Source organism: Frigoribacterium sp. Leaf172 (assembly GCF_001424285.1).
Lineage (GTDB): Bacteria > Actinomycetota > Actinomycetes > Actinomycetales > Microbacteriaceae > Frigoribacterium.
This window is the reverse complement of the sequence record NZ_LMPB01000001.1, coordinates 153,150-179,727: the sequence shown is the minus strand read 5'-3', so window position 1 is coordinate 179,727 and position 26,578 is coordinate 153,150. Positions and strand designations below refer to the sequence as shown.

The 26,578-nt window shown below is 64.5% G+C and carries 30 protein-coding genes; 18 read left to right on the top strand and 12 right to left on the bottom strand.

The window, feature by feature from the left end; genetic code table 11:
- Positions 1–34 precede the first annotated feature (34 nt).
- Entirely contained in the window at positions 35–1,312 is a 1,278-nt protein-coding gene (locus tag ASF89_RS00825; RefSeq protein ID WP_156463281.1) for an MFS transporter, read from the bottom strand.
- A 333-nt stretch (positions 1,313–1,645) separates the two neighbouring features.
- On the opposite strand from ASF89_RS00825, the gene ASF89_RS00820 reads away from it, so the two are divergent.
- The 3 genes from ASF89_RS00820 to ASF89_RS00810 are packed head-to-tail and all read left to right on the top strand — an operon-like array spanning position 1,646 to position 5,145.
- A complete protein-coding gene (locus ASF89_RS00820; RefSeq protein ID WP_200937084.1) occupies positions 1,646–3,067 on the top strand; it encodes an MFS transporter in 1,422 nt (473 codons plus the stop codon).
- Positions 3,068–3,109: 42 nt separating this feature from the next.
- Positions 3,110–3,805 (top strand): TetR/AcrR family transcriptional regulator, encoded by a 696-nt coding sequence (locus ASF89_RS00815; protein ID WP_055801516.1) that lies wholly within the window; start codon positions 3,110–3,112, stop codon positions 3,803–3,805.
- Positions 3,802–5,145: an NtaA/DmoA family FMN-dependent monooxygenase gene (locus ASF89_RS00810; protein WP_055811225.1), complete on the top strand. Its 1,344-nt coding sequence runs from the start codon at positions 3,802–3,804 to the stop codon at positions 5,143–5,145. Before ASF89_RS00815 ends, ASF89_RS00810 begins: the two co-directional genes overlap by 4 nt.
- Positions 5,146–5,282: 137 nt before the next feature.
- Here ASF89_RS00810 and ASF89_RS00805 read toward each other — a convergent pair whose 3' ends face one another.
- The 5 genes from ASF89_RS00805 to ASF89_RS00785 all read right to left on the bottom strand — a co-directional run bounded on the left by ASF89_RS00805 (position 5,283) and on the right by ASF89_RS00785 (position 9,240).
- The gene (locus tag ASF89_RS00805) at positions 5,283–5,624 is read right to left on the bottom strand and encodes a cupin domain-containing protein (RefSeq protein WP_055811222.1); all 342 of its coding nucleotides are present in this window, start codon (positions 5,622–5,624) and stop codon (positions 5,283–5,285) included.
- Between the two features lie 46 nt (positions 5,625–5,670).
- Positions 5,671–6,525: a helix-turn-helix transcriptional regulator gene (locus tag ASF89_RS00800; protein ID WP_055811219.1), complete on the bottom strand. Its 855-nt coding sequence runs from the start codon at positions 6,523–6,525 to the stop codon at positions 5,671–5,673.
- 80 nt (positions 6,526–6,605) lie between these two features.
- Entirely contained in the window at positions 6,606–7,349 is a 744-nt protein-coding gene (locus tag ASF89_RS00795; RefSeq protein WP_055801504.1) for an SDR family oxidoreductase, read from the bottom strand.
- Positions 7,350–7,575: 226 nt separating this feature from the next.
- Entirely contained in the window at positions 7,576–8,412 is an 837-nt protein-coding gene (locus tag ASF89_RS00790; RefSeq protein WP_055801500.1) for an alpha/beta fold hydrolase, read from the bottom strand.
- A 342-nt stretch (positions 8,413–8,754) separates the two neighbouring features.
- Positions 8,755–9,240 carry a DUF2254 family protein gene (locus ASF89_RS00785; RefSeq protein WP_055801497.1) on the bottom strand — a complete coding sequence of 162 codons (486 nt, stop codon included), beginning with the start codon at positions 9,238–9,240 and terminating at the stop codon, positions 8,755–8,757.
- Positions 9,241–9,595: 355 nt separating this feature from the next.
- Between ASF89_RS00785 and ASF89_RS00780 the strand changes: the two genes are divergently transcribed.
- Positions 9,596–9,868 (top strand): hypothetical protein, encoded by a 273-nt coding sequence (locus tag ASF89_RS00780; protein WP_055801493.1) that lies wholly within the window; start codon positions 9,596–9,598, stop codon positions 9,866–9,868.
- Positions 9,869–10,309: 441 nt separating this feature from the next.
- Here the strand turns inward: ASF89_RS00780 and ASF89_RS00775 are convergent, their stop codons facing one another.
- The gene (locus ASF89_RS00775) at positions 10,310–10,588 is read right to left on the bottom strand and encodes a hypothetical protein (RefSeq protein ID WP_055811217.1); all 279 of its coding nucleotides are present in this window, start codon (positions 10,586–10,588) and stop codon (positions 10,310–10,312) included.
- Positions 10,589–11,684: 1,096 nt separating this feature from the next.
- Here ASF89_RS00775 and ASF89_RS00770 point away from each other — a divergent pair.
- From ASF89_RS00770 to ASF89_RS00760, 3 genes are all read left to right on the top strand, one after another.
- A complete protein-coding gene (locus tag ASF89_RS00770; RefSeq protein WP_055801486.1) occupies positions 11,685–11,906 on the top strand; it encodes a hypothetical protein in 222 nt (73 codons plus the stop codon).
- Positions 11,907–13,043: 1,137 nt separating this feature from the next.
- Positions 13,044–13,967 (top strand): ParB N-terminal domain-containing protein, encoded by a 924-nt coding sequence (locus ASF89_RS00765; RefSeq protein WP_055811214.1) that lies wholly within the window; start codon positions 13,044–13,046, stop codon positions 13,965–13,967.
- 72 nt (positions 13,968–14,039) lie between these two features.
- A complete protein-coding gene (locus ASF89_RS00760) occupies positions 14,040–14,429 on the top strand; it encodes a hypothetical protein (protein WP_156463280.1) in 390 nt (129 codons plus the stop codon).
- A 371-nt stretch (positions 14,430–14,800) separates the two neighbouring features.
- Here ASF89_RS00760 and ASF89_RS00755 read toward each other — a convergent pair whose 3' ends face one another.
- Positions 14,801–15,040 carry a hypothetical protein gene (locus tag ASF89_RS00755; RefSeq protein WP_055811208.1) on the bottom strand — a complete coding sequence of 80 codons (240 nt, stop codon included), beginning with the start codon at positions 15,038–15,040 and terminating at the stop codon, positions 14,801–14,803.
- 366 nt (positions 15,041–15,406) lie between these two features.
- Between ASF89_RS00755 and ASF89_RS00750 the strand changes: the two genes are divergently transcribed.
- Positions 15,407–16,429 carry a helix-turn-helix domain-containing protein gene (locus ASF89_RS00750; protein WP_055811205.1) on the top strand — a complete coding sequence of 341 codons (1,023 nt, stop codon included), beginning with the start codon at positions 15,407–15,409 and terminating at the stop codon, positions 16,427–16,429.
- A 92-nt stretch (positions 16,430–16,521) separates the two neighbouring features.
- Here ASF89_RS00750 and ASF89_RS15550 read toward each other — a convergent pair whose 3' ends face one another.
- The 3 genes from ASF89_RS15550 to ASF89_RS00735 all read right to left on the bottom strand — a co-directional run bounded on the left by ASF89_RS15550 (position 16,522) and on the right by ASF89_RS00735 (position 18,295).
- Positions 16,522–16,866 carry a hypothetical protein gene (locus tag ASF89_RS15550; protein WP_156463279.1) on the bottom strand — a complete coding sequence of 115 codons (345 nt, stop codon included), beginning with the start codon at positions 16,864–16,866 and terminating at the stop codon, positions 16,522–16,524.
- Between the two features lie 477 nt (positions 16,867–17,343).
- On the bottom strand, positions 17,344–17,931 hold the full coding sequence (locus ASF89_RS00740) for a GntR family transcriptional regulator (RefSeq protein ID WP_055811200.1): 588 nt from the start codon (positions 17,929–17,931) through the stop codon (positions 17,344–17,346).
- 139 nt (positions 17,932–18,070) lie between these two features.
- Entirely contained in the window at positions 18,071–18,295 is a 225-nt protein-coding gene (locus tag ASF89_RS00735; protein ID WP_156463278.1) for a hypothetical protein, read from the bottom strand.
- Between the two features lie 339 nt (positions 18,296–18,634).
- Here ASF89_RS00735 and ASF89_RS00730 point away from each other — a divergent pair, with 339 nt between their 5' ends.
- From ASF89_RS00730 to ASF89_RS15240, 8 genes are all read left to right on the top strand, one after another.
- Positions 18,635–18,835 (top strand): hypothetical protein, encoded by a 201-nt coding sequence (locus tag ASF89_RS00730; RefSeq protein ID WP_055811193.1) that lies wholly within the window; start codon positions 18,635–18,637, stop codon positions 18,833–18,835.
- 90 nt (positions 18,836–18,925) lie between these two features.
- Positions 18,926–19,468, top strand: a complete 543-nt coding sequence (locus ASF89_RS00725) for an LPD29 domain-containing protein (protein WP_055811191.1) — start codon at positions 18,926–18,928, stop codon at positions 19,466–19,468.
- Between the two features lie 8 nt (positions 19,469–19,476).
- Complete coding sequence (locus ASF89_RS15545; protein WP_156463277.1) at positions 19,477–19,770, top strand: hypothetical protein; 294 nt, start codon at positions 19,477–19,479, stop codon at positions 19,768–19,770.
- Positions 19,771–19,944: 174 nt separating this feature from the next.
- Positions 19,945–20,205 (top strand): glutaredoxin family protein, encoded by a 261-nt coding sequence (locus ASF89_RS00720; protein ID WP_055811188.1) that lies wholly within the window; start codon positions 19,945–19,947, stop codon positions 20,203–20,205.
- A 3-nt stretch (positions 20,206–20,208) separates the two neighbouring features.
- Positions 20,209–20,481: a hypothetical protein gene (locus ASF89_RS00715; protein ID WP_156463276.1), complete on the top strand. Its 273-nt coding sequence runs from the start codon at positions 20,209–20,211 to the stop codon at positions 20,479–20,481.
- 62 nt (positions 20,482–20,543) lie between these two features.
- Complete coding sequence (locus ASF89_RS00710; RefSeq protein ID WP_156463275.1) at positions 20,544–20,996, top strand: hypothetical protein; 453 nt, start codon at positions 20,544–20,546, stop codon at positions 20,994–20,996.
- A 3-nt stretch (positions 20,997–20,999) separates the two neighbouring features.
- A complete protein-coding gene (locus ASF89_RS15245; protein ID WP_162240673.1) occupies positions 21,000–21,716 on the top strand; it encodes a zeta toxin family protein in 717 nt (238 codons plus the stop codon).
- A gap of 174 nt (positions 21,717–21,890) precedes the next feature.
- Entirely contained in the window at positions 21,891–22,694 is an 804-nt protein-coding gene (locus ASF89_RS15240; protein ID WP_082489685.1) for a metallophosphoesterase, read from the top strand.
- A 168-nt stretch (positions 22,695–22,862) separates the two neighbouring features.
- Here the strand turns inward: ASF89_RS15240 and ASF89_RS00700 are convergent, their stop codons facing one another.
- Positions 22,863–23,138: a hypothetical protein gene (locus ASF89_RS00700; protein WP_055811175.1), complete on the bottom strand. Its 276-nt coding sequence runs from the start codon at positions 23,136–23,138 to the stop codon at positions 22,863–22,865.
- A gap of 586 nt (positions 23,139–23,724) precedes the next feature.
- Here ASF89_RS00700 and ASF89_RS00695 point away from each other — a divergent pair.
- Positions 23,725–24,486, top strand: coding sequence for a hypothetical protein (locus tag ASF89_RS00695; RefSeq protein WP_156463273.1), 762 nt, complete (start codon positions 23,725–23,727; stop codon positions 24,484–24,486).
- A gap of 1 nt (position 24,487) precedes the next feature.
- A complete protein-coding gene (locus tag ASF89_RS15235; RefSeq protein ID WP_082489684.1) occupies positions 24,488–26,506 on the top strand; it encodes a DDE-type integrase/transposase/recombinase in 2,019 nt (672 codons plus the stop codon).
- Positions 26,507–26,578 lie beyond the last annotated feature (72 nt).

Below are 26,578 nucleotides of genomic sequence, written 5' to 3'. Positions count from 1 at the left end.
CCGACGGGTGCGCGCCGTCATGTCTCGTGCCCGGTCAGCGCACGCGCTTGATCGGGATGATCGCGACTGCCCCGATCAGTGTGACGATCCCCGCGCCCCAGAGCATCAGCATGTAGTTCTGGTTGTCGGCGCTGCCGACGCCCAGCAGGGCGAGGGCCAGGGCAGGGGCGAGAGATTGGGGCAGGGCGTTGGCGATGTTGATGACGCCGAGGTCCTTTCCGGGTCGGTCTGCGTTCGGCAGCACGTCCACGATCAAGGCGGTGTCGACGGCGGCGTAGATGCCGAAGGCGAAGCCCATGATGATCTCGGCGACATAGAAGCCCGTGACGGTCTCGGCATGCGCGAGCAGCACCAGGCCGACGGCGAATACGACAGTGGAACTTGCGACGAAGATCTTGCGGCGACCGGTGCGGTCGCTCAGATAGCCCGACACGGCGGCGCTGACGAGCAAGGCGATCGTGTAGAGCAGCACGCCGAAAGCCACCGCGGCGGTGGCCTCGGCGACGTCATCGATGCCCAGGTGGTCCTGCATGTAGAGGAGTCGGTACGTCGTGAACATGAACGTGCCGAGCGTGATCAGGAACCGCGACCACCAGGCGAGGCCGAAGTCGGGGTTCTTGAAGGGGTTGGTCCAGAACGAGCTGACGAGGTTGATGAAGGTGAACTTCTTGATCTGGTACTCGGGCAGGTCGTCGCGGGCGATGAACGCGTAGACGAGCACCAGTGCCACGGCCAGGACGCCGGGGAGGATGAACAGCAGCGGCAGGTTACCGACCAGGAAGACGGCCAGGTAGAGGCCGGCGAGGATGGCGATGTTCTGTGCGAGGGCGATGATGCTCGACGCGCGGCCGCGCTGGAACTCGGGCACGTTGTCGGCGAAGCTCGCGATCAGGGTGGCGAGCACGGCGTTGGCGGCAACCTGGGCCAGCAGCCACGACAGCGTCAGGCTCAGCTGGTTCGGCGAGAAGGCGACGAGCGCCAGCGCCACGGTGAGGAGGATGACGCCGCCGACGAGGTAGGGGCGGCGTCGGCCCCAGCGCGTGCGGGTCCGGTCGCTGAGGGCGCCGATGAGCGGGTTCGCGATCAGGGCGCCGAGGGCACCGAGCGGGAGAACCTGCCCGATGAGCGTTTCAGGGCTGTCGGGGGCGAGCTGCTGAGCTTTGAGCTGCATGCTCACGAACACCGGCGCCAGCAGGGCCACGAACAACCCGAACTGGGCGAAGCCGAGTGCGGCCAGGTAGCCCTTGCCCACTCGGATGGTGCTGACGGGTTGGGTGAGCATGGTCTCACCTGCGGGACCGGTCGCGGTCATGACGCCTCCTCGAGTCAAAACCTAGCTGCACTAGGTGTTCAGGAGCGTACATCAGTCAGGACGGCTGTCAAGGGCGCTACGTAGCCGGGGTCGCGAGGGGGCGGAGGTCGACCACGCGGCACGGGCGGTCTTCCTGATGTCGCGCGGGAGCCGAACGCGCCCGCTAGGACGCCCCGATCTCGCTCACATGCGCCGATCACAAGCGGAGCCTGTACTCCGCTTTGTGTTACGGTCTTAAGCGGAATGAACATTCCTTTTACAGGTAGGAGACTCGTGACCACGTCCACGAAGCGCACGCACCATCAGGTGACGTTCCTCGTCCTCGCATTGGGAGTGGCGGCGTTCGCGCTGCTGCAGTCCCTCGTGATTCCGGCCTTGCCGACGATCCGTGAGGCGTTGGGCACGTCACAGACGAACGTGACGTGGGTGTTGACGGCTTACCTGTTGTCCGCGTCGATCTTCACCCCGATCATGGGCCGTCTCGGCGACATGTCGGGCAAGAAGCGCGTCTTCGTGGTGGCGCTGGTCGCCCTGGCGCTCGGATCTCTGCTGGCGGCCTTGGCACCGTCTCTCGGGGTCATGATCGTCGCTCGGGTGATCCAGGGGGTCGGTGGGGGAGTGCTGCCGCTCGCCTTCGGCATCATCCGCGATGAGTTCCCCGGTGAGAAGGTCGGTGGCGCTGTCGGTCTGATCGCCGCACTCTCCGCCATAGGCGCCGGATTCGGTATCGTCCTCGCCGGGCCGATCGTGTCGGCCTTCAGCTACCACTGGCTGTTCTGGTTCCCGATGATGATGGTCGTCGTCGCAGCGGTCGCGGCTCTGCTTCTCGTCCCCGAGAGTTCCGAGCGCAGTCCGGGCAGGATCAACTGGGGCGCCGCCACGCTGATGTCCGGCTGGCTGGTTGCTCTCCTCCTCGCTGTCAGCCAGGCCCCTGTGCAGGGCTGGATCTCGCTTCCCGTTCTCGGGCTTCTCGCGGCGGCCGTCGTGATCGGCGTCGTGTGGGTGGTCGTCGAGAAGCGCAGCCCGAATCCGTTGATCGACATGCGGATGATGGGGGTCCGCTCTGTGTGGACCACCAATCTCGTCGCCCTCCTCTTCGGTATCGCGATGTACGCGATGCTCGGCTTCCTCCCGACCTTCCTGCAGACCCCGTCGAGCGCCGGATACGGGTTCGGAGCGACCGTCACCCTGTCTGGCGTGATGCTGCTCCCCAATGCGTTGATGATGTTCCTGGTCGGCCTGGTCGCTGGACGCCTGGCTCAGCGGTTCGGCTCACGCCTCATCCTCGTCTTCGGAACGGTCATCTCTCTCGTCGGCCTCCTGATGCTGGCCCTGGCGCACACGGAGGTATGGGAGATCGTCGTCGCGACCGCGCTCACCGGAATCGGCTTCGGGTTGGCGTTCTCGTCGATGTCGAACATCATCGTGAGCGCCGTCCCCCGGGAGCAGACCGGCGTCGCGAGCGGCATGAACGCCAACATCCGTACGATCGGCGGTTCGCTCGGCGCGGCGGTCATGGCGAGCATCGTCGCGTCAGGTGGTGAGACCGCAGGCTTCCCCGCCGAGTCCGGCTACACCGCTGGCTTCCTCGTTCTGGCCGGTGCCATGCTCCTGGCCGGCGTCGCGGGCTTCTTCATTCCCCGCATCACGCGCCACGTCGTCGGCTCGCACCTCGAGGAGCACCCGGTGCCGCTGCGGCATGCGGAGATGGCGATGGTCGCCGGCGGTACCGTCATCGGGGACGAGTCCGAATAGTGGCGCCGAGCGTGCCTCACCATCACCCGCCAGGGAGCAGAGATGACCACTCAGACCAGCGCCGGCGGCGAACACGAGCACGTCGAGCCCCGAGCTCTACGCCGCGACGCGGCGAAGAATCGCCAGCGTCTCCTCGACGCCGCACGTGAAGTCTTCGCGGACCACGGGCTCGACGCCGGAGTCGAGGAGATCGCCCAGATGGCGGGAGTGGGGGTCGGCACGCTGTACCGGCGGTTCCCCACGAAAGATGCACTGATCGCGGAACTCGTACACGAGTTCATGAAGCAGGTCATCACTCTCGCAAGCACAGCGAAGACGGTTCGGGAGGGCCGCGGACTCGAGCAGTTCGTCTACGCGCTCGGCGAAGTCCAGTCGGCGAACCGGGGCTGCCTGGCGAGGATCTGGAGCGATGAGAGCACCGCCGCCCTGCGCCGGCAGTATCGGGTCCTGATCGCGGACCTGCTCGAGGACGCCGCCACCCAGGGGACCATCCGTGCTGACGCCTCGGTGACCGACCTGGACCTGCTCTTCTGGGCGCTCCGCGGCATCATCGAGACCGCCGGAGACCATGCGCCTGAGGCCTGGCGGCGGCACGCGGCGATCCACCTCGCTGGTCTTCGCCCCTCCGCCGGCAAACTGCCACTTCCGCCCGTCGACGAGGACGTGGTCGCCCGCTCGCGCGAATCCCTGCTGCAGCGCGGCGGGGACCCCGACCGTCGAACCGAAGGAGACGCATGACCACCGGTAAGCAGATGATCCTCGGAATGCACTTGGGCAACGGTTACGGGTCGCAGACCTCGGCCTGGCGTGCCCCCGGTGTGGATCCGGCGAACTACACGAGCTTCGACGCCCAGGTGCGCTATGCCCAGGCCGCGGAGCGGGGCAAGTTCGCGTTCTTGTTTCTCCCCGATTTCCTCGGTGAACAGCGCGACCTCAGTCGCGAATCGCTCATGATCACGCTCGACCCGATGCTGACCCTCGCCGCCATCGCCCGTGAGACGTCGCGTATCGGGCTCGTCGCAACCGGCTCCACCACCTTCATGGAGCCGTTCAATCTCGCCCGGCAATTCAAAGCCCTCGACATCATGAGTCACGGCCGAGCCGGGTGGAACGCAGTCACCACGAGCGATCCCGCCGCCGCTGCGAACTACGGCAAGACGATCGCCCCGCGTCCCGAGAGGTATCAGCGCGCCCATGAGACGATCCAGATCGTTCAGGCGCTCTGGGGCAGCTGGGAACAGGGCGCATGGCTGAAAGACACGGCCAGCGGTCGCTTCGCCGACAACGCGAAGATCCGGCCGATTAACCTGCGGGGCGAGTACGTCGCCTCGCGGGGGCCGCTGCCCCTTCCTCCCTCCGAGCAGGGTCAGCCCGTGATCTTCTCAGCCGGCGGGGGAGCGAACGGGGCGGAGATCGCGGGGCGGTACGCCAGTGGCGTCGTCGGTGCCGTCTTCACGATTGACGACGCCAGAGAGCAGCGCGAGGCCCTAAGAGAGGCTGCGCGCCGGGCGGGACGGAACCCCGACGAGGTGAAGTTCTTCGCCGGTGTGATGCCTGCGATCGCCGCCACGAAACGCGAGGCTCTTGACCGTCGGGTGGCGCTGGGCGAGCTGACCGTCGCCGACCGAGTGCCGTATCTCAGTGCGATGCTCAGCCTGCCGGTTCCCCTGACCCTCGAACAGCTCGACCTGCCTCTCACAGCGGAGCAACTCGCCTCAGCGCGTCCCAACCCTTACGACCCGAGGTCGGTCCGTGCGCTCGAGGTGGCTAGCGAAGGATGGACGATTCGCGATGTCCTCGCGCACGGGGTCATCGACTACCACCCGACCCCGGTCGGGCCGGCCTCCGTCACCGCTGACCATCTGCAGGAGTGGTTCGAGGCAGGCGCCTGCGACGGTTTCTGGATCTCGATCGACGTCAACGAGGACGGCATAGACACCTTCGTCGACGAGGTCGTTCCGATCCTGCAGGCGCGCGGCCTGTACCACGACGACTATGAGGGAAGCACGCTGCGGGAGAACCTGGGCGCGCCTGACCAGTACGGCCTCGATCCGCGGCTGATGTCGGCGGACAGCTGAGCGAGGAGCGCCGGTCGGGGAGACGTGACCGGATCCTCGACGAGATGGCGGCCACGACGCGCAGCGCCTACCCCTCGAACGTCGACCGCGAAGGTTCCCGGTCGCGCTTCGAGTGCTGACCGGTGGGACGGTGGGTGTCACTCGTCGTCGATGAGTTCGTACTGCTCGTAGTGCCAGTCCGGCCGGGTGATGGTCATGTAGGTCAGCCCCGTGGTCTTGATGGAATGTGCGGCCAGGGGTTCGACGACGACGATGTCCCGTTCACCGACTTCGTGCTCTTCGTCACCGACTGTGAATGTGGCGTTGCCTTCGATGATGAAGTAGATCTCGTGGACTTCCCGGTTCAGGTGCCGGCCGGTTGCAGGGGTGTCTGCGGTGAGGGTCTGGTACGAGATGCCGACCGCGTCGTTGACGGAGTACTTCCAGATCGTCCCGTCCGGGGTGGGTATCTCTCGAGCAGCGTTCGCGGGGATGTGCATGCTGGGGTCCTTCGACGGTGGGTGGTGGGGGATCGGTCGGCGGTGGTCATTCCGGGGTGATGGGGAGTCCGAGGTCCTGCCGGCCGATGACGGTGAGGAGATCGAGTTTGCTGCGGCTGTCGCTTCCTGGGCTGGGGTTGAGAACGAGGAGGGTCTGGGAGCGGTTCTCGGTGAAGAGCATCTGGGCGTCGATCTCGATCCTGCCGAGTTCGGGGTGGAGCAGGACCTTGCAGTCGTCGTAGCGGAGCGCCACCTCGTGGAAGTTCCACAGGCGGACGAACTCCACGCTCAAATGGGAGAGCTCGGCGGCGAGGTGTTCGGCTCGGGCGGTGTCGCTTCCGGTCGTGGTCGCCATCCGGAGGCGGGCGACGAGGAATCGTCCGTGTATCTCGTGTGCTTCCGGTGGGTAGAGGCGTCTTTCGGTGGGATCGGTGAACCAGCGGTAGAACCCGCTGCGGGCGAGACCGGTGTGGGTGGTTTCGTCGCCGAGCAGGGTCTCGGCGAGGGAGTTCATCGCTAGCGTGTCGTGCAGATCGTTCTGGACGAGGCAGGGGATCTCGTGGAGTCCGTCGAGCACGCTCATGAGCGCGGGGCTGACGTGGTCGGTTCGGTCGAAGCGGCTGGGCGCGTTGTGGCCGATGAGGGCGAAGAGATGGTCGCGCTCGTCGAGCGTCAGGCGGAGGGCGCGGGCCAGGGATGTGGCGACCTGCGTCGAGGGGGTGGGTGCTCGCTGCTGTTCGAGGCGCGCGTAGCAGTCCGTGGAGATGCCGGCGAGTTGAGCGAGCTCCTCCCGTCGGAGGCCGGGTGCACGCCTCCGCGGTCCGACTGAGAGGCCTACATCTCGCGGCTGCAGCAGCTCGCGCCGTGATCTCAGGAATTCGGCGAGGAGGCGTTTGTCCATGCCCTCATCATGGGGCGCGGGGCGTGTCTCAGCCAGAGACCGCCGGTCTCCCGTTCGGGAGCGGGGACCGGCGGATGCCGTCAGAGTGTGCTGAACATGGCGAGGAGACCGTCGTAGGTTCCGTCGGCCGTCGCATTGCGGATCCCCCGGGCGGGTTCGACGACCAGCTCGTGGGCGTCGGGGTCCTCTCGCCACTGGGTCATGACCTGGTCGAGGAAGTCCTCGAGCGGCATGGCGTCAGGGTTGTTCTTCTGGCCCAGCAGGTCCGTGCGCACGCCCGATGGCACGATCTCGACGACCTGGATGCCCGTGTCGGCGAGTCGGATCCTCTGGCTCTCCGTGAACGAATGCAGCGCCGCCTTCGTCGCGCTGTAGGTCGGGGTCGCGGGGAACGGGACGAAAGCGAGGGCCGAGGTGACGTTGACGATGGCCGCGCCCTTCCTGCCGGCGAGTAGGGAGGTGAAGGCGTACGAGGTTCGGATCGGTCCGAGGAGGTTCGTGGCGATCTGCTGCTCCGCGAGCCGTATGTCGGACGGGTCGAGGGGATCCTCTCGGAGTTGGGTGCCGGCGTTGTTGACCAGGATGTTCAGGTCGGGGTGGCTGATCTCGAGATTCGTGCGCGCCCGGGCGATGGAGTCCGGGTCGGTGACGTCGAGCTCGATGGCGGAGATGGCGGGGTGCTCGGCCGTGATCGCGTCCAGTAGTTCTGTGCGCCGTCCCGCGATGATGACCTTGTTGCCCGCTTCCGTCAGTCGCAGGGCCAGGCCGAGGCCGATGCCCGAGGTGCCTCCGGTAATGAGGATGGTGTTTCCGGCGATGTCCACGTGACGTGCTCCTAGGTTCGTGCCGTCCCTTCTGGGGCCGCTGAATCGACCGTAGGAGAATGCTCACGCACGAAGGAGAGTCCGCCTGTCCCTGGATCCCAGCATCCCCGCCTCCTCGTGCTGTCACCGCGGACTGATGCTGGGATCGGCCAGCTGGTTCAACGGCAGGAGAGCGCGGCTCTGGCTGTCTAGCCGGGGCCGCGCTCTCGGAGTCCGCGTCCTGGTCCTACTTCGCGAGGAACGCGAGGACGACGCGGTTGAACTCGTCGGCGTCGCTCACGTTCGCACCGTGCGGAGCGCCGGCGATGACGTGCAGCTCGGAACCGGCGATCGCGGCGTGCGTCCGCGCACCGGAGCCCTCGTAGGGGACGGTCGCGTCACCGTCGCCGTGGATGACCAGCGTCGGCACGGTGACCCGGGTCAGGTCGTCGCGGAAGTCGGTGTTCGCGAACGAGGCCATGGCCTCGAGGGCCGCGGTCTTGTCGGCCTGCTTGGCGAGACGGAGCGCGTCCTGACGGTCGGCCTCCGACACCTTCAGCACGCCGTCGACCGAGAAGAAGCCGGTGGTGAACTCGTCGTAGAACGAGTCTTCGTCCTTCGTGAGGCCCGCGGTCATGTCGGCGGCCGCCTCCTTGGTCAGAGGGCCGTCCGGGTTGTCGTCGGTCTTCATCAGGTACGGCGGGACGGCCGAGGCGAAGACGACGCTGTGCAGACGCTCCGTTCCGTACTTCGTGAAGTAGCGGGCGACCTCGCCGCCACCCATCGAGAAGCCGACGAGGGTGACGTCGTTCAGGTCGAGCTCGGTGAGGACCGTGTGGAGGTCCTCCGTGAGGTGGTCGTAGTCGTATCCGGTCTTGGGCTTGTCGCTCCGGCCGAAGCCCCGACGGTCGTAGGTCACGACCCGGTAGCCGGCCTCGACGAACGCGGGCACCTGCTTGCTCCACGACTCGCCCGAGAGAGGCCAGCCGTGGATGAGGACGACGGTGCGTCCCGTTCCACCGGTGTCGTCGACGTGGAGGTCGGTGTTCTTGAAGAGCCCGTGGTGGGCGGTGATCTCAGACATGAGTTCTTGCCTTTCCGGACCGCTGGCGCGGCCTTCCACGACTCTTCGTACTCGTCGCGGGCAGAGGATGGGTCCCGTGACGGGACCAGTGCGCCAGGCGGACAATCAGTCGCGACGACGCTTCGAAATTCGTCGTCCTTCTCGGCTAGGTGCCATGAACGGCCAGCTCGACGCGGGTGTTTGATAGCCGATCCTTGGCGGGGAACCTGAGCAAATCCGAGAACCCCACCTGGGTAGCAAGGTCTGGGCTGCTCTCGCAACCTAGTCGCATGCCAGCCCAGCGCCTAATACCGGGTGGGGCCTCGTCCCTGGTGAAAGTTGGTGTGCCGAAACAGGTGACGCTCAGTCCTCGTCTCGTGACTTTGCTGTCTTTTCTTCGTCGGGCCGGGCGTTCGAGGCGGGGGTGACGAGGTCGGCGGCTGAGCCGATGCCTGAGGGGTCGGGTATCTGAGCGACTCGAGCGTCGGAGACAGTCGCTGCCCGGGCGGTCGAGAGCTCGGTCAGGAGAGCGAGTTGTTCTTCAAGGGGTCCTGTGCGGTCGGGTGGGGCGATGCTGAGGAGGTCGAGCAGTGCTGCGCGGAGGCGGCGGGCGACCTGCGGGGAGCCGGCGCCGGCTGGGCGGATCTCGTCGAACGCGAGGCGGACGTAGCCGCCCCAGAGCATCGTGGGAGCGGTGAGCCGGAGGGTGCCGTCGGCGTCGTGGTGTTCCCCGGAGTGCAACGGCCGGTAGATCAGGTGCCGGAGGATGTCGTGCAGTCTGTCGATGGCCTGAACGGCAGTTGTTGGGTCATCGAACGGGCCGCCGACTCGGTAGGACGTGACTGTCATTTGGTTACGGCAGCTGGCGCCTCGCCGGAGGTGCGTCAAGCACAGGCCTGGTCTCCATTGGAACGATGGCTAAGTGGCCATATCCGGCCAGCCGATGCCGCTTTCGTGTGCAAGCTGTTGCCGCATCCGGATGAGTGGAGCCTCCGTGCCTCGTGGGCGACGTAAACGCGATGACGTGCAGGGGAGTTCGGGGACAACGAGCGCAGTCGCATGGGTGGGGCTGGCTGTTACTGGTGCGATCAGCGTGGGCCTCGTTGCCGTCGCTTTGTTGCGGTAGCTCCGCTCGGATCGATCAGGGCACCGCGCTAGGGCTTGCATGCTCGTCCCGTTTACCTGAAAGGGGTATCAAGATCTCATGACGAAGAAGATCGACACAGCCGCGAAAGATCTCATCCAGGCGGTTGAGGAGCACGCTCAGCTGTCTGGTTTGAAGCCGGTACCGCCGAAGAAGGTGGCACGTGCTGCTGTGGAGCTTCGTAAGGCGACTGCGGCGTATACCGCCGTGGTGGAACAGCGCACAGGTCAGATCAACCCGTTCATCGACGCCTTGGACGCGGGGACTGTCGACTCGCTCATCCGAGAGCGGGACAGGCTAGCGAAGAAGGCCCGTAAGGCTGACAATTCCTGAGCGCGGGTACCCGCTAGAGGATCGATCCCGCGGGTAGACAGTCGCGGGCCGGGAGTTGGACGCCCTTCCTCGGCGGGAAGGGCGTCCCCTTTGTTTAGCCCGAGGGGTTCTCGACGGGTGTTCCGTCGGGCTCGGTACCGTGGTCGGGATCGACCGTGTCGGGGTTGGCAGGTGTGGCCGGTCGCTTGGTGTCGCTCATGCGTGCTCCTCCAGCTCGGTCGTGCCACGAGGCGGGTGCCTTCGCTTCCCCAGCCTGCGCTCTCACCCCGCCGACCCGCTCAGGACGGCGGAGAGCAACCTGGCCCGTGGAGCCGTTCACGGAGGCGTGTCACGTGATCGCTCCACGTCGACGTTCCGTCGTCGTTCTCGATGCCCTCGAGACAGTCACGGACGGCCTGGAAGACTCCGGCGTCGATGTCAGCTGCTCGCTGGCTCTCCGAGTCAGTACCAGGGATGGTAATCATCAAAATTTGAGGTCTCGAACGGGGCGATGAGATCCTCGTCGCTTCGGTGGTCGATGTCGACGGTCTCGGACTGCAGGGTGATCTGCACGCCGGGCGCCACCAAAACACTCAGAGTGCGGTTACCGAAGATCGACACGGTGGCGAAGTCCGCTCCGTCACGGGCAGCGGCAGCGACGTCGCGTTTGATCTGTTCGAGGTCTTGCCCAGGTGTCAGCACGTAGAGGGCGCCGTTCACACTCATTGTGATTTGGTCCATCAGACCAGGGTGCCAACTGACGTCCGAAGAGTCCAAGGGTTGACCTTTGGCTAGACAGCGCCTAGCCGATACCTCTCATGGTGTGCGCTGGCTGAAATGCGAGTAGATCTCGAATGGGGGATGCATGGGATGCGTCACTGATGTGAACTGTGTCTAGGCAAGCGCGTTGGTAACGCGATGGGGTGGACCGATTCGGGTCGCCTATCCCGACTTGCTTCGAGCTCACGCGTCGAAGCCTTCATGAGCACCGCGTGAAGTTGGAGAAAAACTGGCGTACACGCCGGCAACAGCCGCCCCAAGTTTCCCTAAGGCTTGGGGCGGTTTTGGCGCTTTCATCGTGCTCGGGCAGGTGCGAGCTTCGCCGAATCGTGAACAGACATTTGCTTGACCCTCGACAGGGCGACGTCTAGGCCCCCTTAATGGGGTTTGGCACGCGCGATGGTTTACGTGCAGGGACAGTCGTTATCTGAGACCCGCGGCGTCCCGCCTCGGCCGGCTGCCGCGACGCACCTGATCCGCGTCGCGGCGGCTGTGTCATTCCAGGGGAGGCGGGGCCGGCATCGCGCACCCCTGCGCGGCGGCCCCACCAAGAAGTACGAGGACCCGAATCCTTGTACCCCGATGTCGGTGGGCCTGCGGCCTCCCGACGTGCCCGAGAAGGTACGCGGTTGCGAGGTTGGTCGCAGGGTTCTTGTTCGACCTCGAATGAAGGGTGTGGCGCCCTTCCGGTTCGGGCCAGAAGGGCACCCTGCCTCCCGAGCACGCTTCACATGCTCGATGGGTGGTCAGGGCTAGGGCCCCGGGGAAGCAGGGGTGAACGCTACGCCGGTGCCAGCGGTTGCGCGCTAGTGAGTTCGATTTGTGGACATGAGGCGTTTCGCCTTCTCGTCATGAACGAGGCCCCAGAGTTCCATTCGGTAGACGTCGGGTTGGTGTCGTATTACGGTTCGAGGACTCGAGTTTGGATCAGGATTCGGGTAGGCCCAGACCCCGCCGCCGTTGTGCCGGCATTCGGGTGCCTGGCCCGCGGCGGGGTCCGGGCCTCTAACAACGTCCAGGGGCGCGCTCGATGTTTGCTCGAAGAGCACTACGAGCCATGAACCAATACACCATGACTGTTGATGGAAACCTCTATCTTTTGGCCGAGGACGAAGATCCAGAACGCATCCAGCGAGACATCACCGCGGCCCGCACCAAGGCCGACTTCGTCACCGCCCGGCTCTCCGGCAACGGTTCCCTGGCGGTCTTGGTCACAGGGAAAGTGCCAAAGAAAATTCGCTTCGACATCAGCCGTGTCGACCCTTCCAGCGACGTCTAGTCCGAGCTTGCACCTCGTGCCGAACGTGTCGCTTCCGAGCCTGCCGACGCTGGCGAAGCCACCCGCTACAGGAGCTGCACGGGCACGTCGACCGATGTGTCATCGCCTCGATAGTCCCGAAGGCCGAGAGGAGCCCATCAGCGTCCACACCGAGCGTCGAGTCGGGGAACCCGGCGACGACGGAGGTGCCGCGGTTGTCGACATGGCCACACCCTAGGGCCGACCACTATCCAGATCGAGACTCTGCGCGGAGGCCTCACCCCGGGCCGTGTCGGTGGCTGATTCTACCGTCCAGCTCATGGGAGTTCGAGGATCAGGGGAGCAGGTGGCCGCCGTGCTGCGCCGGCGCCCCTACGAGCACCCTTACGCGGTCCCGCCGATTCCGGGCGGGCAGGGCATCTGGCAGATCCGGCAGGCCGTGAGATCCGCGCCCTGATCGCCCGCAGCACACCCGAACCCGACGCCTGGCCGCTATAGGCGCGGCTCAAGGACTCACCAGCGGCCGGGCGGTTACGCTCGATCCAGGCCAAGTCCCCCCACTTGGCCCCTGGCCCCGGTGTGCACCCCCCTCCGCACCCGGGGCCCCTCTCTGCCCGGCGGCTGTCTCTGACGCCTTGACGGCCCCCTGGCCGGGGTCTCGTTCGTTCGGCTATCGTCCAGGGCACCAGAGGATCAGACCTCTGAGGCCTTGCCTTCATCGCAGGCGGCCACGCCGCCCCGCGCATCCTCACCACGTGCGCGGGGCGGTCCTCATTCCGGGGGAGGAGCGCGACAAATTACACGCGCCCCACGCCCCTGAATCCCGCGGGAAATCAAGGACCCAGGGCACTCGCTGCGCTCGAGGTCGCTTCGCTCCCCGGGGGTGCCGCTGCGCGGCGCTGTGTTGCCCTGACGGGCTCGTTGTTTTGCCGTGAAGCCTTCGGTGGCTCGGTCGCTGCGCTCCCTCGTAGCAACCGGCTGACCCCGCGAAAGCCGCTGCGCGGCCTATCCCCCGAGAACTTCGGCACGCGGTCGCTGCGCTCCCTTACTTCGCGCCGAACTTCTCTCGTCCCCGCCCCTTCGGGGTTGCGCGCTGCCCTCCGGTCGCTAGGCGATGGAACCGCCTTCACGGCAAAAAAACGAGAGGAAGAGAAGAACATGACAACCACTAACGCAGGCACCATCGAGCACGTCGACCCGACCACCATCGAGGTCGAGGAGAACGTGCGACTCGACGTGACGATCGACAAAGATTTCGTCGCGTCGATCAAAGCGAACGGCGTCCTCGTGCCGATCCTCGCGCGTCGGGACGACCAGGGACGCGTCCACGTCCGGGCGGGTCAGCGTCGCACCCTCGCCGCCCGCGAGGCAGGCGTCGCCACGATCCCCGCCTACATCGTCATGGGGGACGACGACACGGCAACGCGGATCATCGAGCAGCTGGTCGAGAACGATCAGCGCCAGGGCGTGAAGCAGTCCGAGCGCGTCGCCGCGTTCAAGCAGCTGTCGTTCGACAGGATGAGCGCTGCCACCATTGGGTGTCGCACCGGCACCAAGGCGGCCGAGGTGAAGAAGGGCCTCGCCGTCGCCGACAGCGCAGCGGTCGCCGAGTCGGCGGACCTCTACGAGCTGACCCTCGATCAGGCCGCTGTGCTCATCGAGTTCGAGGACGACGCCGATGTGTTGGCGGAGCTTTCCGCCGAGGCTCGCCAGAGGCCAGCTCAGTTCCCCCACTCGGTGCAGCGTGCGCGTGACGACCGCGCCCGCGCGGCCTCCGTCGCAGCATTCACCGAGGAGTTGGCCGGTAAGGGGTGGACGGTCCTTGACCGCAGCCCCGGCTACTACGAGACCGAGCACGTCCGCACCTCGTATCTCACCGACGCCGAGGGCAACCCGGTGACCGATGAGGCCGTGGCCGCTGTCGAGGGCCGCGCCGTGTTCGTCGGGTCCGCCTACGGCTCGACCGACGCGCACGCGGAGTCCTACATCACCCGGGCCGAGATGAAGGCCCAGGGCTGGCGCGACCGCAGCAGCGGCGCCGGTGCCGCCGGTCCCATGACCGACGAGCAGAAGGCCGAGTGAAAGACCCTGATTGCCAACAAGAAGGCGTGGGCCTCAGCTGAGGTCGTCCGCCGCGAGTGGCTGACCGAGTTCGTGTCGCGTAAGACGATGCCGAAGGACGGCCAGCACTGGGTCGCCGTGGCGCTCACGCGCCACCGCCAGCCCATCGGGCACGCGCTGGGGGAGAGCAACACCCTCGCCGCGACGCTCCTCGGCGTGGAGGCCACGGCCTCCTACTGGAAGCAGACCGCTATCGAGGAGTACGCCACTGCGCACCCAGCGAAGGCGCTGCACGTGGCCGTCGCGGTCACCCTCGGCGGTATCGAGGCCAGCACGAGCAAGGGCACCTGGCGCAACCCGTCCGAGCGTGACGAGCTCTACTTCGAGCAGTTGGCGGCATGGGGTTACGCTCTGTCCGAGGTCGAGCAGATCGTCGTCGACGGCGGCAAGGCCGACGCCGCCCAGACCGCGGCCCGGGCCTAGAGCATCCGCGGAACCGCCGCGGACGACACCGCAGGCGTGAGCGACGTCGACCCGTTCGACACCGAGGGCGACGACTACGACGAGACCGCCACGGACGAGAGCTAGAACCGGGGGAGGGGAGGGCCTAACCGAAAAAGGCACCTCCCCGTCCCTTCGGTTCCCCGGCGCCGGCGTCCCACCTCCGTTGTGACACGAAGGGGTTCCGCCCCCTCATCCCTCCACAGTGCACCTCGACGGAGCTCGGCGCACGTCACTATCACTGGCCGTGTCTTCAGGATGTGTAGATGTGCCTACGGCCATTACGGGTTGCGCAGGTCAGCGACCACGGCAGCTTCCTGGCTGGCGATGCACTTCGCTTTAGATCCTCGGGGTCAGTATTCGGGGTGGTAGTGATCGAAGTCGGGCGATGCGGAGAGTGTGGACCGGTCCTCGTCTTCTTCGGAGTCGAAGTGGGTCGTCTCAGTCTCGAAGGTGATTGTGACACTCGGTGTGACGAGGACGTCGACGGACTTTCGGCCGAAGACCGAGACGGTGACGAACTTGGCTCCGTCGCGGGCGGCCGCCGCGATTTCGGCTTTGACGAGCGCCGGATCCTGGTTCTGAGCGAGCATGTAGTGAAATCCATTGACACTCATCGTCACTCGCTCCATCAGGCAATACTGCCGACCAGCAGCGAGGGTGTTCGGGGATTGACGTCCAGCTCAGCATGCCCTACCGGGTCTTGCGCCCCGGGTCTGTCGGATGCGGTCTCGCACTTCAGTTCGCGGAGGCCGGTCAGCCTTTGATGTCGGAGGCTCGAGAGGGTGGTCCGCTAAGGGTGACACTCACTCTGGGGTCGGGACTTCCGGCTCCGGATGAGGGAGCGTGAGTAAGACCTTGTTCTCCGCATTCGTGACGATCACCCGCCTTGGCCCGTCTGATCTACGTGACCACGCGCTACCACCGTGTGGTGGAGACAAGGAGGATCGGGAGCGGCGATGCCCAGCACGTACAGGACACAGAACGACCCCCAGGCGAGGTTCGGCGGTATCACTGATGAACCCCCGTCCCTGCCGGAGAATTCGTTCAACCGTCAAGCATGGTCAGGTGCCGACATCGATAATGCGACGGCCCAGCTCGAGGCGGCCCTTGAGGGGCGGCAGTTCCGCGCCCGCCTCGGCGCAGACCCGTTCTCGTTCCGATTCGCCGCCGCCGGCGACGCCCGGCTGAATCTGCAGACGGGCACGTTCACCGGTCACCTCCAAGGCGTGATCCCCTGGTCGCGTGACTACGTCGTGTCGTGGTTTCCCGTGGGAGGGGTCACGATCGACTACCCCCAGGGGCAACTGTCAAGCGTCGGCGGACGACCCTTTCTGACACCGACTGAAACGTCGTACTCGTTCACAATGACCCCACACCGGCACGGGATCGCGCAATTCGGCTCGGACTTCTTCGAAAGTGTCGCAGCCGCCCGCCACGGCGGCCCTCCGCAACGACTCGTCTTCGACTACACCGCCGTGCCCACCGATGGTGCCTTGGCAGGGTGGTCACAGACGTTGGGTCGCGTGACACCGGTGATCGTGAGCCCGAGCTCCACCCCGGATGCTCGTGTTCAAGCGCAGACGGATCTCGCGAACGCAGTTCTCGACCTATTTCCCTGGCGTGCCGTGAACGTGCCGGCGAGCCTCCGAACCGAGTACACCCGAAAACTGCGTCTGGCGGCTGAGTACGTCCACACGTACGTCGAACAATCGTTGACATCGGCCGAGATCGCGCAGGCCGCCGATATGCACCCTCGGACCCTGCAGCAGCAGATGCACGAGTATCTCGGCTCGACCCCGAGTCTCTACGTCAGGAACGTCCGCCTGGATCGGGTTCGTCTGGACCTTCAGGACGCAGAACCCGGAAGCGCCTTCGTTGCTGATATCGCCCGACGATGGGGCTTCAGGAACCTCGGACGGTTCTCGGCCGCGTATTTCGCACGCTTCGGCGAACACCCCCGGGACACTCTTCGCCAGTGAACCAGGCACCCACTGAGCACACGCGTGAGCGCGTGGCCACACCGTTCGCGCCCGAAAGGGCCGCATCGGGTGATCCCGCGAGCCTTGCCAAGCTAGCGCTGGTGATTGCTGCAGGCGCTTCCCTCGGGGCTGCGGGTACTTATCCGCTTGAGGGAGGACAGCAGGGCCGTTGCGGCGATCGCCGGGGCGATTACCGTCACCGGGCGCATGCCAGGAATCTGAAAGGTGAACTCCGTCGCCGAGGGGCCGGTCACGGAGGACCAGGGCGTGACCGCGGTGACATCGAAACTCACCAGCTCGCCGCCAGTGTTTTGTCGATGCCGCAGCTGCACAGCTGTTCTGTGCTCGTGGGCCTCGTAGTAGCCGTTCCGGTCGACCCACTTGACGTAGGTGGTTGCCGTTTCATCACTCCTGGGCGAGGGGTGCTCGGGTTGCACGTATAGATATCCGTTCCGGCACAGGCGACGCACCTAAAGGAACGGTGGCGCGGGTGGGCCGCACCTCCGTCATCCCTGCCCGTGAAGCTCAGCGACAGAGGTGCAGCCGCCAGACGGTAGGAGCGCCCGGCTTCTCGAACATAAGTTCGGCAATACCCACGCAGCAAGTAAGGGAACCCTGCCTGATCAGCAAATTATGACTAGAGGATCTAGACAAGCTTTGTCATCTGGGGTTTCTCGCTAATGCACATGGGACACGGCTGGCCGTTTTGCGAATGTCGGGGAAAAAGATGAGGGGCATGGCCTGCGACGATGTCGCGGACCATGCCCCTCGTGCCGATGTTGTTGCAGTTGAGCTTCACGGGCAGGGATGCAAGCAACACCGGCCAATGAAGACGAAAGAACGCCTTCGACCCGGGGAACACTATGCGTCCTGGCGCCCGAATGCCCATCTCGGCCCGCCAGTGGATAGGGAGGTCAGGCGCCCTGGAGGATGCCGTTCAGCTCACGGGCAACCGAAAGAAGCGCATCCCAGTCGTATCCATTGGGCTCGATCGGGCTGAGGAACTTCACCCGGACCCGCAACGGCTCCTCAGTCCCAGCCAACAGGGCGTTTCCCGAGGCGGCCGCGAGGGCACCCTGAGTGTCGAGCAGGGCAGCCACCCCGGCGACGTCGTGCGCCACGAGCTGCTTGATCGCGACTGCGAGAGCCTTCGTCACTGACTTCCGGGTGCTGGCGTCGAGGTTGGCGATGCCCCACTCGCGGGCGAGGAGGTGCAGGCCGGCGAGGAACTGTGCCGCCTCGGCGTAGAGGACGTCGTCGCGGCTCGCGACGCGGGTGTATCGGTTGGCCTCGATCTCGACGAGGCCGTACGCGTGCAGCTGCGCGATCGCCTCGCGCACCGGCGTGCGGGAGACCCCGAGCCACTTGGTCAGCTCGTCATCGTTCAGGCGCTCACCGGGCTCGAGCGTGCCGTCGACGATGGCGGCGAGCATCTTGTCGAAGACGACGTCGCGCAGCAGGCGGCGGGGAGTGTCAGCAGTGTCAGAGATGGGAACCGGCATAACGCCAGAGTACGACTATTTGATTTCGAATACCACATTTGTGCCGCGTGTTTCGGCTAGATCCGCCAGAATCTGTGAGCACAAGGGGTGCGGGCAGGTGCTGTCAGAGGTTGCGGGCCCAGGTCTGAAGAGTCAGCCCTCACATGGATATGGGGACGGTGCCCGCTTTTGCCTTGTAGTCGAAGAGGGCGCCTACACGGCGGAGCTCACCGAGATAGAGCGGATCGCGCATTCGCCGAACGCTCCACACGTCAGCGCCGACGCATGCGATGACAAAACGGCCTTCACCGCTGTCGAACAGGGCCGTGTCTCCTGCGACCTGGGGCAGCTCGGGGTACGCCAGGGGGTATTCATCATCCACCACGGTGGAAATTTACCGCGCGGCGGGCTGCGCTCGAGGTCGCTGCGCTCCCATCGGAGTCGCCGCGTCGCGTCGACCCTGTCTAGGCCCTGGCGGGCCGTTGTTTTGTCGTGAAGCCTTCGGCGGCTCGGTCGCTGCGCTCCCTCGTAGCCACCTCCGGGTCTGCGTTCAAGTGGCTACGCCACCGGCTCCTCCGAGATTGCCGGCACGCGGTCGCTGCGCTCCCTTATTTCGCGCCGGAATTCTCTCCCCTGCCGCCCGTCGGGTTGCACTGCGCCCTCCTGTTGCTAAGGCGGAAACCGCCTTCACGGCAAAGAAACGAGGAAGAGAAGGAGAGAGCACATGGCTCAGCAGATCACGACCGTCACCACCGTCGTCCCCGTCGTTCAGGAGGAGGGCCTCCAGCGCCAGCTCCGGAAGTTGGGGGAGCGCGACAACGACCTCGCCGGGCACGCTCGCAACGGCTGGACCCTCAGCCACACAGCAGCGATCGGCGGGACCGACCACACGACGTTCGTCGACACCCTCATACGCGACCACTAGCGGGCACACAGAAGCGAGACGGACCCAACCGAAATGGGTCCGTCCCGCTCCATCCAGCCAAGCAGACCCCACGACAGGAGACAAGACCCCATGAGCACCATGATCCCCACCAAAGACGTTGCGAAGCTGCTCCGCACGGAGCTTCGAGCGGCGTTCCCCGGCGTCAAGTTCACTGTCCGGTGCAGCACCGGCACCGCGTCCGCGTGGATGAATGTCAGCTGGGCCGACGGCCCCACGACCGGCCAGGTCGACGAGATCGCCGGCCGATTCGAGGGCCGGAAGTTCAACGGCATGACCGATAGCTACGACCACCAGGGCAGCGTGCTGATCGCCGGTCAGGGCGCCGCCATGCCCGAGGAGGTCGTCTACGGGTGTGACGGCATCCTCACGGCCCGTACCTTCACGGCAGCGGGACACCTCGAAGCCCAGCGGGTGATCGAGACCGACAGCAGCATCCCCTACGTCCGGGTGTGCGACGAGGACGGGAACCTGCTCAAGGGGGCCGGGAACCTCATCCGCCCGGGAGACGAGGTGCAGATCGCCGGGCACGGCTACAGCGACTGGATGGACGTCCACCAGGCCGCTCACCTCGCCCTCTACGAGCGGGACCTGACCCCCGCCCGGACCAAGTGAGGCCCGCCATGCACATCACCTACCGACGCCCCAGCACGCTCAACGCACGCCGGATCGACCCCGCAGCCCCCGACGCAAACCTCGACCACCGCCAGATGGAATGCGAAGCCGCACCCGAGAGCATCCCTGGGTGGCAGTGCACCCGGCCCCTCGGGCACGAGGGCGAGCACCGCGCCGTGTTCGGCGGACTCGGCGACGGCCCCGCCAAGGCCGTCGGCCTCGCGTGGACAGCCGACGACGTAGCCGTCACGCACGTCACCCCGGCGTGCATGTTTGCCAGGAGACGAGCACCGTCGAGCTGACCCGCGCCGAGTACCGGCTGTTCACTGAGGGGGAGGCCATCCAGGACGCCATGCCGAACCGGCCCGCCCCGGAGCGTGAGCTGATCCGCACGGGCATTCACCCGACGTGCTGGTCCGACGCCTTCGGCCCCGCTGATTGACCGCTGCACCAGAATGAACGAAGGGGGTACCGCCATGATCACCGTTTACAAAGAGCCGCAGTGCTTCGCGTGCACCAAGACGATCGAGAAGTTCGAGGCCGCAGGGCTCGAGGTCAAAGTCGTCGATGTCACCGATAACCCTGGCGCCTTGACGTACGTCAAAGACGACCTCGGCTACACCGGCGCCCCCGTCGTGGTCGTGTCAGAGCACGACCACTGGTCAGGGCTTCGCCCCGACCACATCGCCCGTGTCATCGCCGGCGGTGGTGCCGACAATGAGACGCAGGGGGAGTAGGTCATGGACTGGGGAGGATGGGCTGAAGAAGAGGTGCCCCCACCCACCGACGCCGATGCGCCGCCCGTCTTAGATGACCCGACGGACGACGTGCATCCGTGGGAGCTGACTCCGGCCGAACAGCGGATCTACGACGCGGGTTTCATCACCGGCTACGAGCTGCAATCCACCGCTCACACGAACGAAGTCGCGCATCTCAATCACGAGGCCGACCGGCTCTACCGGGCGGCGTTCGATCATCGCAACTGCCAATGCTGGAAGCAGCACCGAACCTGATCACCGGGCCCCTGGCCTCCAGGATCGACACGCGATAGAATGCTCTATAGGAGGTGGTTCACGTGACACTCATGGACATTCCCATTGATGCGCAGCCGGCCGTTCGGGCGCGGCTCCGAAAGGACATCGACGAGCTGGATTACCGGCGAGAGCTGGTGCTCCTGTCCAAGCGGTACAGCCAGCGCGAGATCTCGAAGTTCCTCGGCATCGCCCAGCCGTCGGTCTCGAGCGCACTGAAGACTGCCCAGAACCTGTCGATGCCGATCGAGAATTTCTCCGGCGCGACCCCGGAAGAGATCTGCCGCCGCTATGCCGCCGGGTTCCTGACGAGGGAGCAACTGGTCGACGAGCTCGCCCGCTTCCCGTACGTCAAGGGCGGTACGACTGACGGGTACGACACTCTCATCGTCGACCCGCCTGGTGCCTGGTCCGAGGTCGATGACGCAGCCCGATTGGGCCTGATCGACGATGCCATCTACGAAGAGGTTTTCAACCTCCGCCACGGGCTCGGATAGGTCTTGGCCGAACCGCTGACGCCGGACGAGGTTGTCCGGCACATGGACACTGTTCGCGAGCTGTCCAAACCCGGGCAAGCCCTCGCCGCCGGTGCCCCGTCCGCCACCGTCAACAACCCCCGATGGTGGATCGACGGAGACGTCACTCCGGCGAGGCGGAGGCTACACACGCGCCTTATTGATGAGGTGCGATCGGTCACACCGGATCTCCTCCAAGAGAAGCAAGCGATTGTGCTCGCGGGCCCACCCGGCGCCGGCAAAAGCACGGTCCTGAAAGAGGTCCTCGGGGACCACCGCGGCGAGTACCTCGTCATCGATGCCGACGAGTTCAAACGGTCCCTGCTGCACGAGGCGCAAGCCGACGGAAGCTACAACGACTTCCTCATCCCGAACGAGATCCGGGAGCGCCAGGAGGCGGGGGAGAAGTTCTACCCGCTGGAGCTTGCGTCCCTGGTGCACGAGGAATCGTCCTACCTCGCCAGGGCGCTGCGAACCAACGCCATCGCCACTGGAGACGACATAGTCGTCGACTCCGTCCTGAGTGACATGGACGGGCCGAGACGATGCGGCCGTCCGTGTGGCCGGCCGGACGGCCGGTGGACTGTAACGACGCCGGGAAGACAGACTCAACAGCGCCGTAGTGTGTTTGGTCCAGCACGACTACGAACTGGCGTCCCTTTCGGGCCAGCTGCACCCGAGCACGACATCTTGCCGTCGTGATGCCAGGTCGTGAAGGGCAGAATTTGGTTCGAGTGCCATTCGGCAGTCTCTTATTAGCCACGTTTCAGAGGGACCGGTCTAGTCTACTTAAGCCGTGGAGTCATCACTAGATGCAACCCTGATGCTTGGCTTCCAAGTCTCCACATAGCAGCTATAGGAGAAAGTGATACTGAAATGAATGCGGATCTCACTTTGTCCAACGAGAAGCGTGTAGCTATCGCTGGCGACTGGCATAGCAACCGTGCAGGGGTCCGCACTTCTCTAAGCCGTTTACACCGTGAGGCGCCAGACGTGAAGACGGTCCTACACCTGGGTGACTTCAACCTAGGCGCAAACCGTCCTTGGGTCGCTTACAAGAAGTCCCTACTAGACCTCATGGCCGATTTTGCAATCGAGCGAATCCTTGTCACGCCCGGTAACCATGACAACTGGGCGCAACTCGGCCCCCGTTTCGCCACATACCCCTTCGATCCCTACCCTTTGCCTGGGGCCGAGAGTATCGCGTTCCTTCCGCGCGGCTACCGCTTCAAGATGCAGGAGCGAACGTTTTTGTCCTTTGGTGGTGCCGCATCCCCAGACCAAGATGCTCGGGTCTCAGGCAAGGACTGGTGGCCCGAAGAGGCGCCATCACTAGTCGAAGCTGAGCGCGCGGCCCGTGGCGGGACGGCCGACGTGATGCTCACTCACGAGGCGGTCAACGGTGGCAGCTCGAAAGTGGATGATGTCATCGCATGCCCCAACCGCCAGCAATTCTCCCAGCGCGGCCTAGAGGCCTCACATCGCAGTCGCGCTCTCGTCACCACTCTCTGGAACGAAGTCCGCCCGAAGGTTTTGTTTCACGGGCACATGCATGAACGTGCCGAAGGCCATCTAGCCGACGGACGACACGTCTACTCTCTGGACCGCGACACCAAGGCGGGCAACATTGGTGTCCTTAACCTGAAAGACCTCGCATGGGCCTGGCTTGCTGGATCGTGACGCCGCTCGCAGAACGCCTAACGACGCATGGATCTATAAATCTATAGTTCGGGTCCACCAGGCAATCGGGCCTAGTTTTAGGTTCAAGCGCCAACGGGCGAAACCATCAACACTTTGATCGCATCGCGCAACGGACCTCGGAAATTGGGGCGCTGAGACGCCAGGGCCCTACTTCTGGTCGGCTTCGTCCGCTCTGGCCTGAGTGACCCAGTTGATGAGCGTGCCCTCCGGTCGGTCGACCACCTCGGCGAGGGTCCGGGCTGACAGGCCTCGTCGGTTTGCCTCCAAGATGAGCCTCTGGCGTCTAGATCGCAAAGAGTCGTAGTTCTCGATAGCAGTGATGGTGGCCTTGAGATCGTCGAGCAGATCCTTGTCTTCGGCGGTGGGAAGACGACGCGACTTGGGCATGGTGGGCTCCGTGAGGCAGATGAGATGCTTCGTCACGCACTTTCGGGCGTGGCAAACTGGACTCTGCCAAAGGAGACGTTCGGCTTGAGGTCGCAACTCAGGCCGACTCGATAAGCGAAAAGATCTATCCGAGACCGATTGAGGACCACCTCGACCGGCATTCGTCGTGCTCCGATGCTACCCACCTCTCCCGACATTTTTGCGAGCTTTTTCCCGGCTGCTACAGCACACGCAAATTTAATGTGTCACATACGTTGACGGCATGGATCTTCATGCCTAACCTGAATCCGTGCCCGCGAGTTCCATGCGACCAGCTTGCGGTGCCACCCGTTCCTGCCAACTTCCCCGGCGGAATGTAGGGCGCCGGTCGCCGATCGAGCGCACCGGCGCCCTTTACTCACGGGAGGTCTGATGGACATCGGGCGTCTCTGGCGTGGGTTCCTTACGGCTCTTCTCGGCATGCACGGCGTCCTGAGCTCCAGGCCTGGCAAAGTTTTAGCGCCGTCCACTGTGCTGGTGGTTGGCTGCTCGCGGTACGACCGGGTTAGGCCAGCCCGAGCTGAGAGGCTTGCCAGCATGAGCGTCCGGTTGGCGACGCGAAAACTTGAGAGCCGTGGGCCGAATGCGTAAGCCGCGCGCGAACACATCCGAAGATAAACGAATACTTTTCGGGCAGGCCTACGCTCGGTTCATCGATGCAGAAGGCGTTGCGACCATCGCCTTGCCTCATGAACTTGACGCCGGCGCAATCTTGCATTCGACTCCTGCGCGTGAGTCCCCCAACTTCCCGGGGCAGAGGAACATCACCGGATACGTTTTTAGTGGTATCGACGGCAACCTCCTCTGGCGCGAGTCGAACGTTGAGGCTATCTGCGTTCTTGAGGCTGAGTACTCGCATCGCTTTGTCGGCCTTGTGTCCCAGCCGTTCGATTACCGGTATAACGACGTCACGCACTCTTGGCACGTGCCAGATTTCTTCGGTCTTGACATCGACGGAACTTTTTCGACGTTCGACGTTAAGGAGCGAAGTGCCTTCACATCGGACGTCCGGTCGGCGATGGCGCGCTTCGCTGACGCGATGGAAGACATTGGGATCGGGCACGCGATGTGGCACGAGCCGTCGCTCGTACGACGGCATAACCTTCGACGGCTTTCACGAGTTCGCCTTCCGGGCATCGTGCACGAGCCCACTGTGCAGGCTGCCGATAAGCTTTGGAACGAAGGTGACACTTACGGCGATCTCGAAACCAAGATGAACTCCGCCGGATGCCCGAGCATGTTCGTGCGCTACGCGATCGAGTTCCTGATCTGGCACCGCCGATTCGAGGTGGAGCTGGAGCAGCGGCTCTGTCTGGACACGGTCCTCGGGCCCATTGGCGGTTGAGATGACTGACACCAGCATCGGAACGCAGATCAGGATCGACGACGCCGGCGGCGTCATCGTCGAAAGCCACCGGGACCGCTTCGGCATTCGCATGTCCGATGGAAGTTTCACCGAGGTCGCCAGGACAGAAGTTGATACCAACCTCGATGGCCGCTACTACTTTCCGCAAGTTGAAGAATTCATGGAGCCTTTCGGGGCGAAAGCCATCTTCGACCTCCACGGACCAGAAGCCGTCCGAAAGTTAACTCGGGTGCGTGACCTACTCGACTGGGCTGAGACGGGTGACATCCCGCCAAGCCTTAATGACGAAGATCGCGAACACCTCAGCCAGGTCCACGTCGAAGCGTCCAATATCACGCATCGGATACCAGTTGTGGCCCCAATGATGGGCGTGAAGCCTCGCCAGGCGTGGAATCGCAACGCCGCGAAGGCTAAGGATGACGGCTGGGGCATGATGGGCGAAACTCCGCCGAAGGGCGGCGTGCAGTATCCAGTTGTCGATAGAGCACTCCGGCGACTTGTGAAGAGAGCCGCTATTGCGATGCAAAAATCGGGGCAATCACGCCTGACCAAAAAGCTCCTCCTGGAGAGGGTCGAGTCCTTGGCTACCGATGAGGGTCTGCACTGGCCTTCTCGAACCGCGGTCAACGAGGTGGCGAAGCAGGTGCTTGCGCCCCTCGGAACGTTCCGGCTCGACGTCAAGGCTGAAGACGGCAACGCCACCCGCTTCGGGCTCGACTACGGCCATGTCGAGGCCACCTATCCCGGTGAATACGTGCTGGTTGATTCGACAGTCCTCGATGTCCACGCACGCAGCCCCTACGGACCAACTGTGTGGCACCGAGTCGAACTTACTGTAGCAATGGACCTTTTCTCGCGAGCCATAATCGCAATCCGCCTAAGCCCCTTTTCTACGAAGGGCATAGACATCGCCGAACTGTTCCACGAAATGTTACGGCCTGAGCGCACCTCCTGGGACTCAACCAACAACGTCAATCTGCCGGGCGTTGGGGCTCCGTCAGTCCTTCTCATCGACTGGGAAGGGAGCACTCTATCGACGATTCGCCCGGTGACGATTGTGGCCGACAACGGCAAGGTCTACACGTCGATTCAGATGCGTCGAATCGCTCGATTAGCTGGCATCAGCATCCAATATGGACGCAAGTTGAAGGGAAGCGACAAAGCTCATGTCGAGCGGTTCTTTCGATCCATCCGGACCCTGCTCCTTGAACGCCTTCAGGGCTACAAGGGAAATAGGCCAGGTGCTCATGGGAAGAGGGCAGAGAAGAATGCCATCTACCCCCTCGAACTTCTGAACCGGATCATCCGAGAGGTAGTGGCCACCGTGTACCACTGCGCAGATCACCGAGGCGTCAAAGGATTTGGTGATCCAGGACTGCCTTGGTCGCCGCTGGAAAAACTTGCCGAGGGATTCGAAGACGCCGGCGTCCCTCTCCTTCTTGGCGTCAGAGATCTCGCCGTGCAACTGCTACCCACGTTTATGCGATCCATCAATCACTATCGCGTCGAGTACGGCGGGCGGGTGTATCGAGGAAAAATTGTCCCTGAGTACGCTAACAGGAAGAGCAGCCTTGCAGGCGCCAAGGGCCTTTGGCCCTTCTTCCATAACATCGCACGCCCTGACGTGATCTTCTTCCAAGAGCCGGAATCGGGGCGCATTCATGAACTGGTCGATTTGTCGGCTCCCGACTGGTCCCGTCCTTTTGCTATCGAGACCGCCATTCGGACGGCCGCCATTAATTCCGCCTCGCCTCCGCGCCTTGCTCGCGGGGCGAGGGACCAAGTTGTCGCAAACGGGGTTAATCGAATCATTTCCGCCGTTGACGCAGAGCACAAGATTCCCGGTTGGAAGAGCCTCATGCGGGGTCTCAGCCACGACGAAAAGTTCCGCCCCGACGTATCCCCCAAAGGTGGCGTCGTGAATGTAACCGGGCAGGCCCCCGCTGAGCTTGAAGGCGTGGAATCGGAGTTCGACTGGGACGCGGAGGAGACATGGTGAGTCCAGGGGGCGCCCCCGGACCCTTTACTCGCGAGGGCTTTGAAGAAAATGCCTTGGCACCGCCGCGCGCCA

Bases quoted from the DNA above. Each gene is read 5' to 3' on its own strand.
- ASF89_RS00755 (WP_055811208.1), bottom strand. From the start codon at position 15,040: ATGCTCGCTCAGAACCAGGATCCGGCGCTCGTCAAAGCCGAAATCGCG.
- ASF89_RS00790 (WP_055801500.1), bottom strand. From the start codon at position 8,412: ATGTCTGAGATCACCGCCCACCACGGGCTCTTCAAGAACACCGACCTC.
- ASF89_RS00770 (WP_055801486.1), top strand. From the start codon at position 11,685: ATGAACCAATACACCATGACTGTTGATGGAAACCTCTATCTTTTGGCC.
- ASF89_RS00725 (WP_055811191.1), top strand. From the start codon at position 18,926: ATGAGCACCATGATCCCCACCAAAGACGTTGCGAAGCTGCTCCGCACG.
- ASF89_RS00715 (WP_156463276.1), top strand. From the start codon at position 20,209: ATGGACTGGGGAGGATGGGCTGAAGAAGAGGTGCCCCCACCCACCGAC.
- ASF89_RS00765 (WP_055811214.1), top strand. From the start codon at position 13,044: ATGACAACCACTAACGCAGGCACCATCGAGCACGTCGACCCGACCACC.
- ASF89_RS00695 (WP_156463273.1), top strand. From the start codon at position 23,725: ATGCGTAAGCCGCGCGCGAACACATCCGAAGATAAACGAATACTTTTC.
- ASF89_RS00815 (WP_055801516.1), top strand. From the start codon at position 3,110: ATGACCACTCAGACCAGCGCCGGCGGCGAACACGAGCACGTCGAGCCC.
- ASF89_RS15235 (WP_082489684.1), top strand. From the start codon at position 24,488: ATGACTGACACCAGCATCGGAACGCAGATCAGGATCGACGACGCCGGC.
- ASF89_RS00730 (WP_055811193.1), top strand. From the start codon at position 18,635: ATGGCTCAGCAGATCACGACCGTCACCACCGTCGTCCCCGTCGTTCAG.
- ASF89_RS00800 (WP_055811219.1), bottom strand. From the start codon at position 6,525: ATGGACAAACGCCTCCTCGCCGAATTCCTGAGATCACGGCGCGAGCTG.
- ASF89_RS00785 (WP_055801497.1), bottom strand. From the start codon at position 9,240: ATGACAGTCACGTCCTACCGAGTCGGCGGCCCGTTCGATGACCCAACA.
- ASF89_RS15240 (WP_082489685.1), top strand. From the start codon at position 21,891: ATGAATGCGGATCTCACTTTGTCCAACGAGAAGCGTGTAGCTATCGCT.
- ASF89_RS00750 (WP_055811205.1), top strand. From the start codon at position 15,407: ATGCCCAGCACGTACAGGACACAGAACGACCCCCAGGCGAGGTTCGGC.
- ASF89_RS00775 (WP_055811217.1), bottom strand. From the start codon at position 10,588: ATGGACCAAATCACAATGAGTGTGAACGGCGCCCTCTACGTGCTGACA.
- ASF89_RS00805 (WP_055811222.1), bottom strand. From the start codon at position 5,624: ATGCACATCCCCGCGAACGCTGCTCGAGAGATACCCACCCCGGACGGG.
- ASF89_RS00740 (WP_055811200.1), bottom strand. From the start codon at position 17,931: ATGCCGGTTCCCATCTCTGACACTGCTGACACTCCCCGCCGCCTGCTG.
- ASF89_RS00780 (WP_055801493.1), top strand. From the start codon at position 9,596: ATGACGAAGAAGATCGACACAGCCGCGAAAGATCTCATCCAGGCGGTT.
- ASF89_RS00825 (WP_156463281.1), bottom strand. From the start codon at position 1,312: ATGACCGCGACCGGTCCCGCAGGTGAGACCATGCTCACCCAACCCGTC.
- ASF89_RS00720 (WP_055811188.1), top strand. From the start codon at position 19,945: ATGATCACCGTTTACAAAGAGCCGCAGTGCTTCGCGTGCACCAAGACG.
- ASF89_RS00810 (WP_055811225.1), top strand. From the start codon at position 3,802: ATGACCACCGGTAAGCAGATGATCCTCGGAATGCACTTGGGCAACGGT.
- ASF89_RS15545 (WP_156463277.1), top strand. From the start codon at position 19,477: ATGCACATCACCTACCGACGCCCCAGCACGCTCAACGCACGCCGGATC.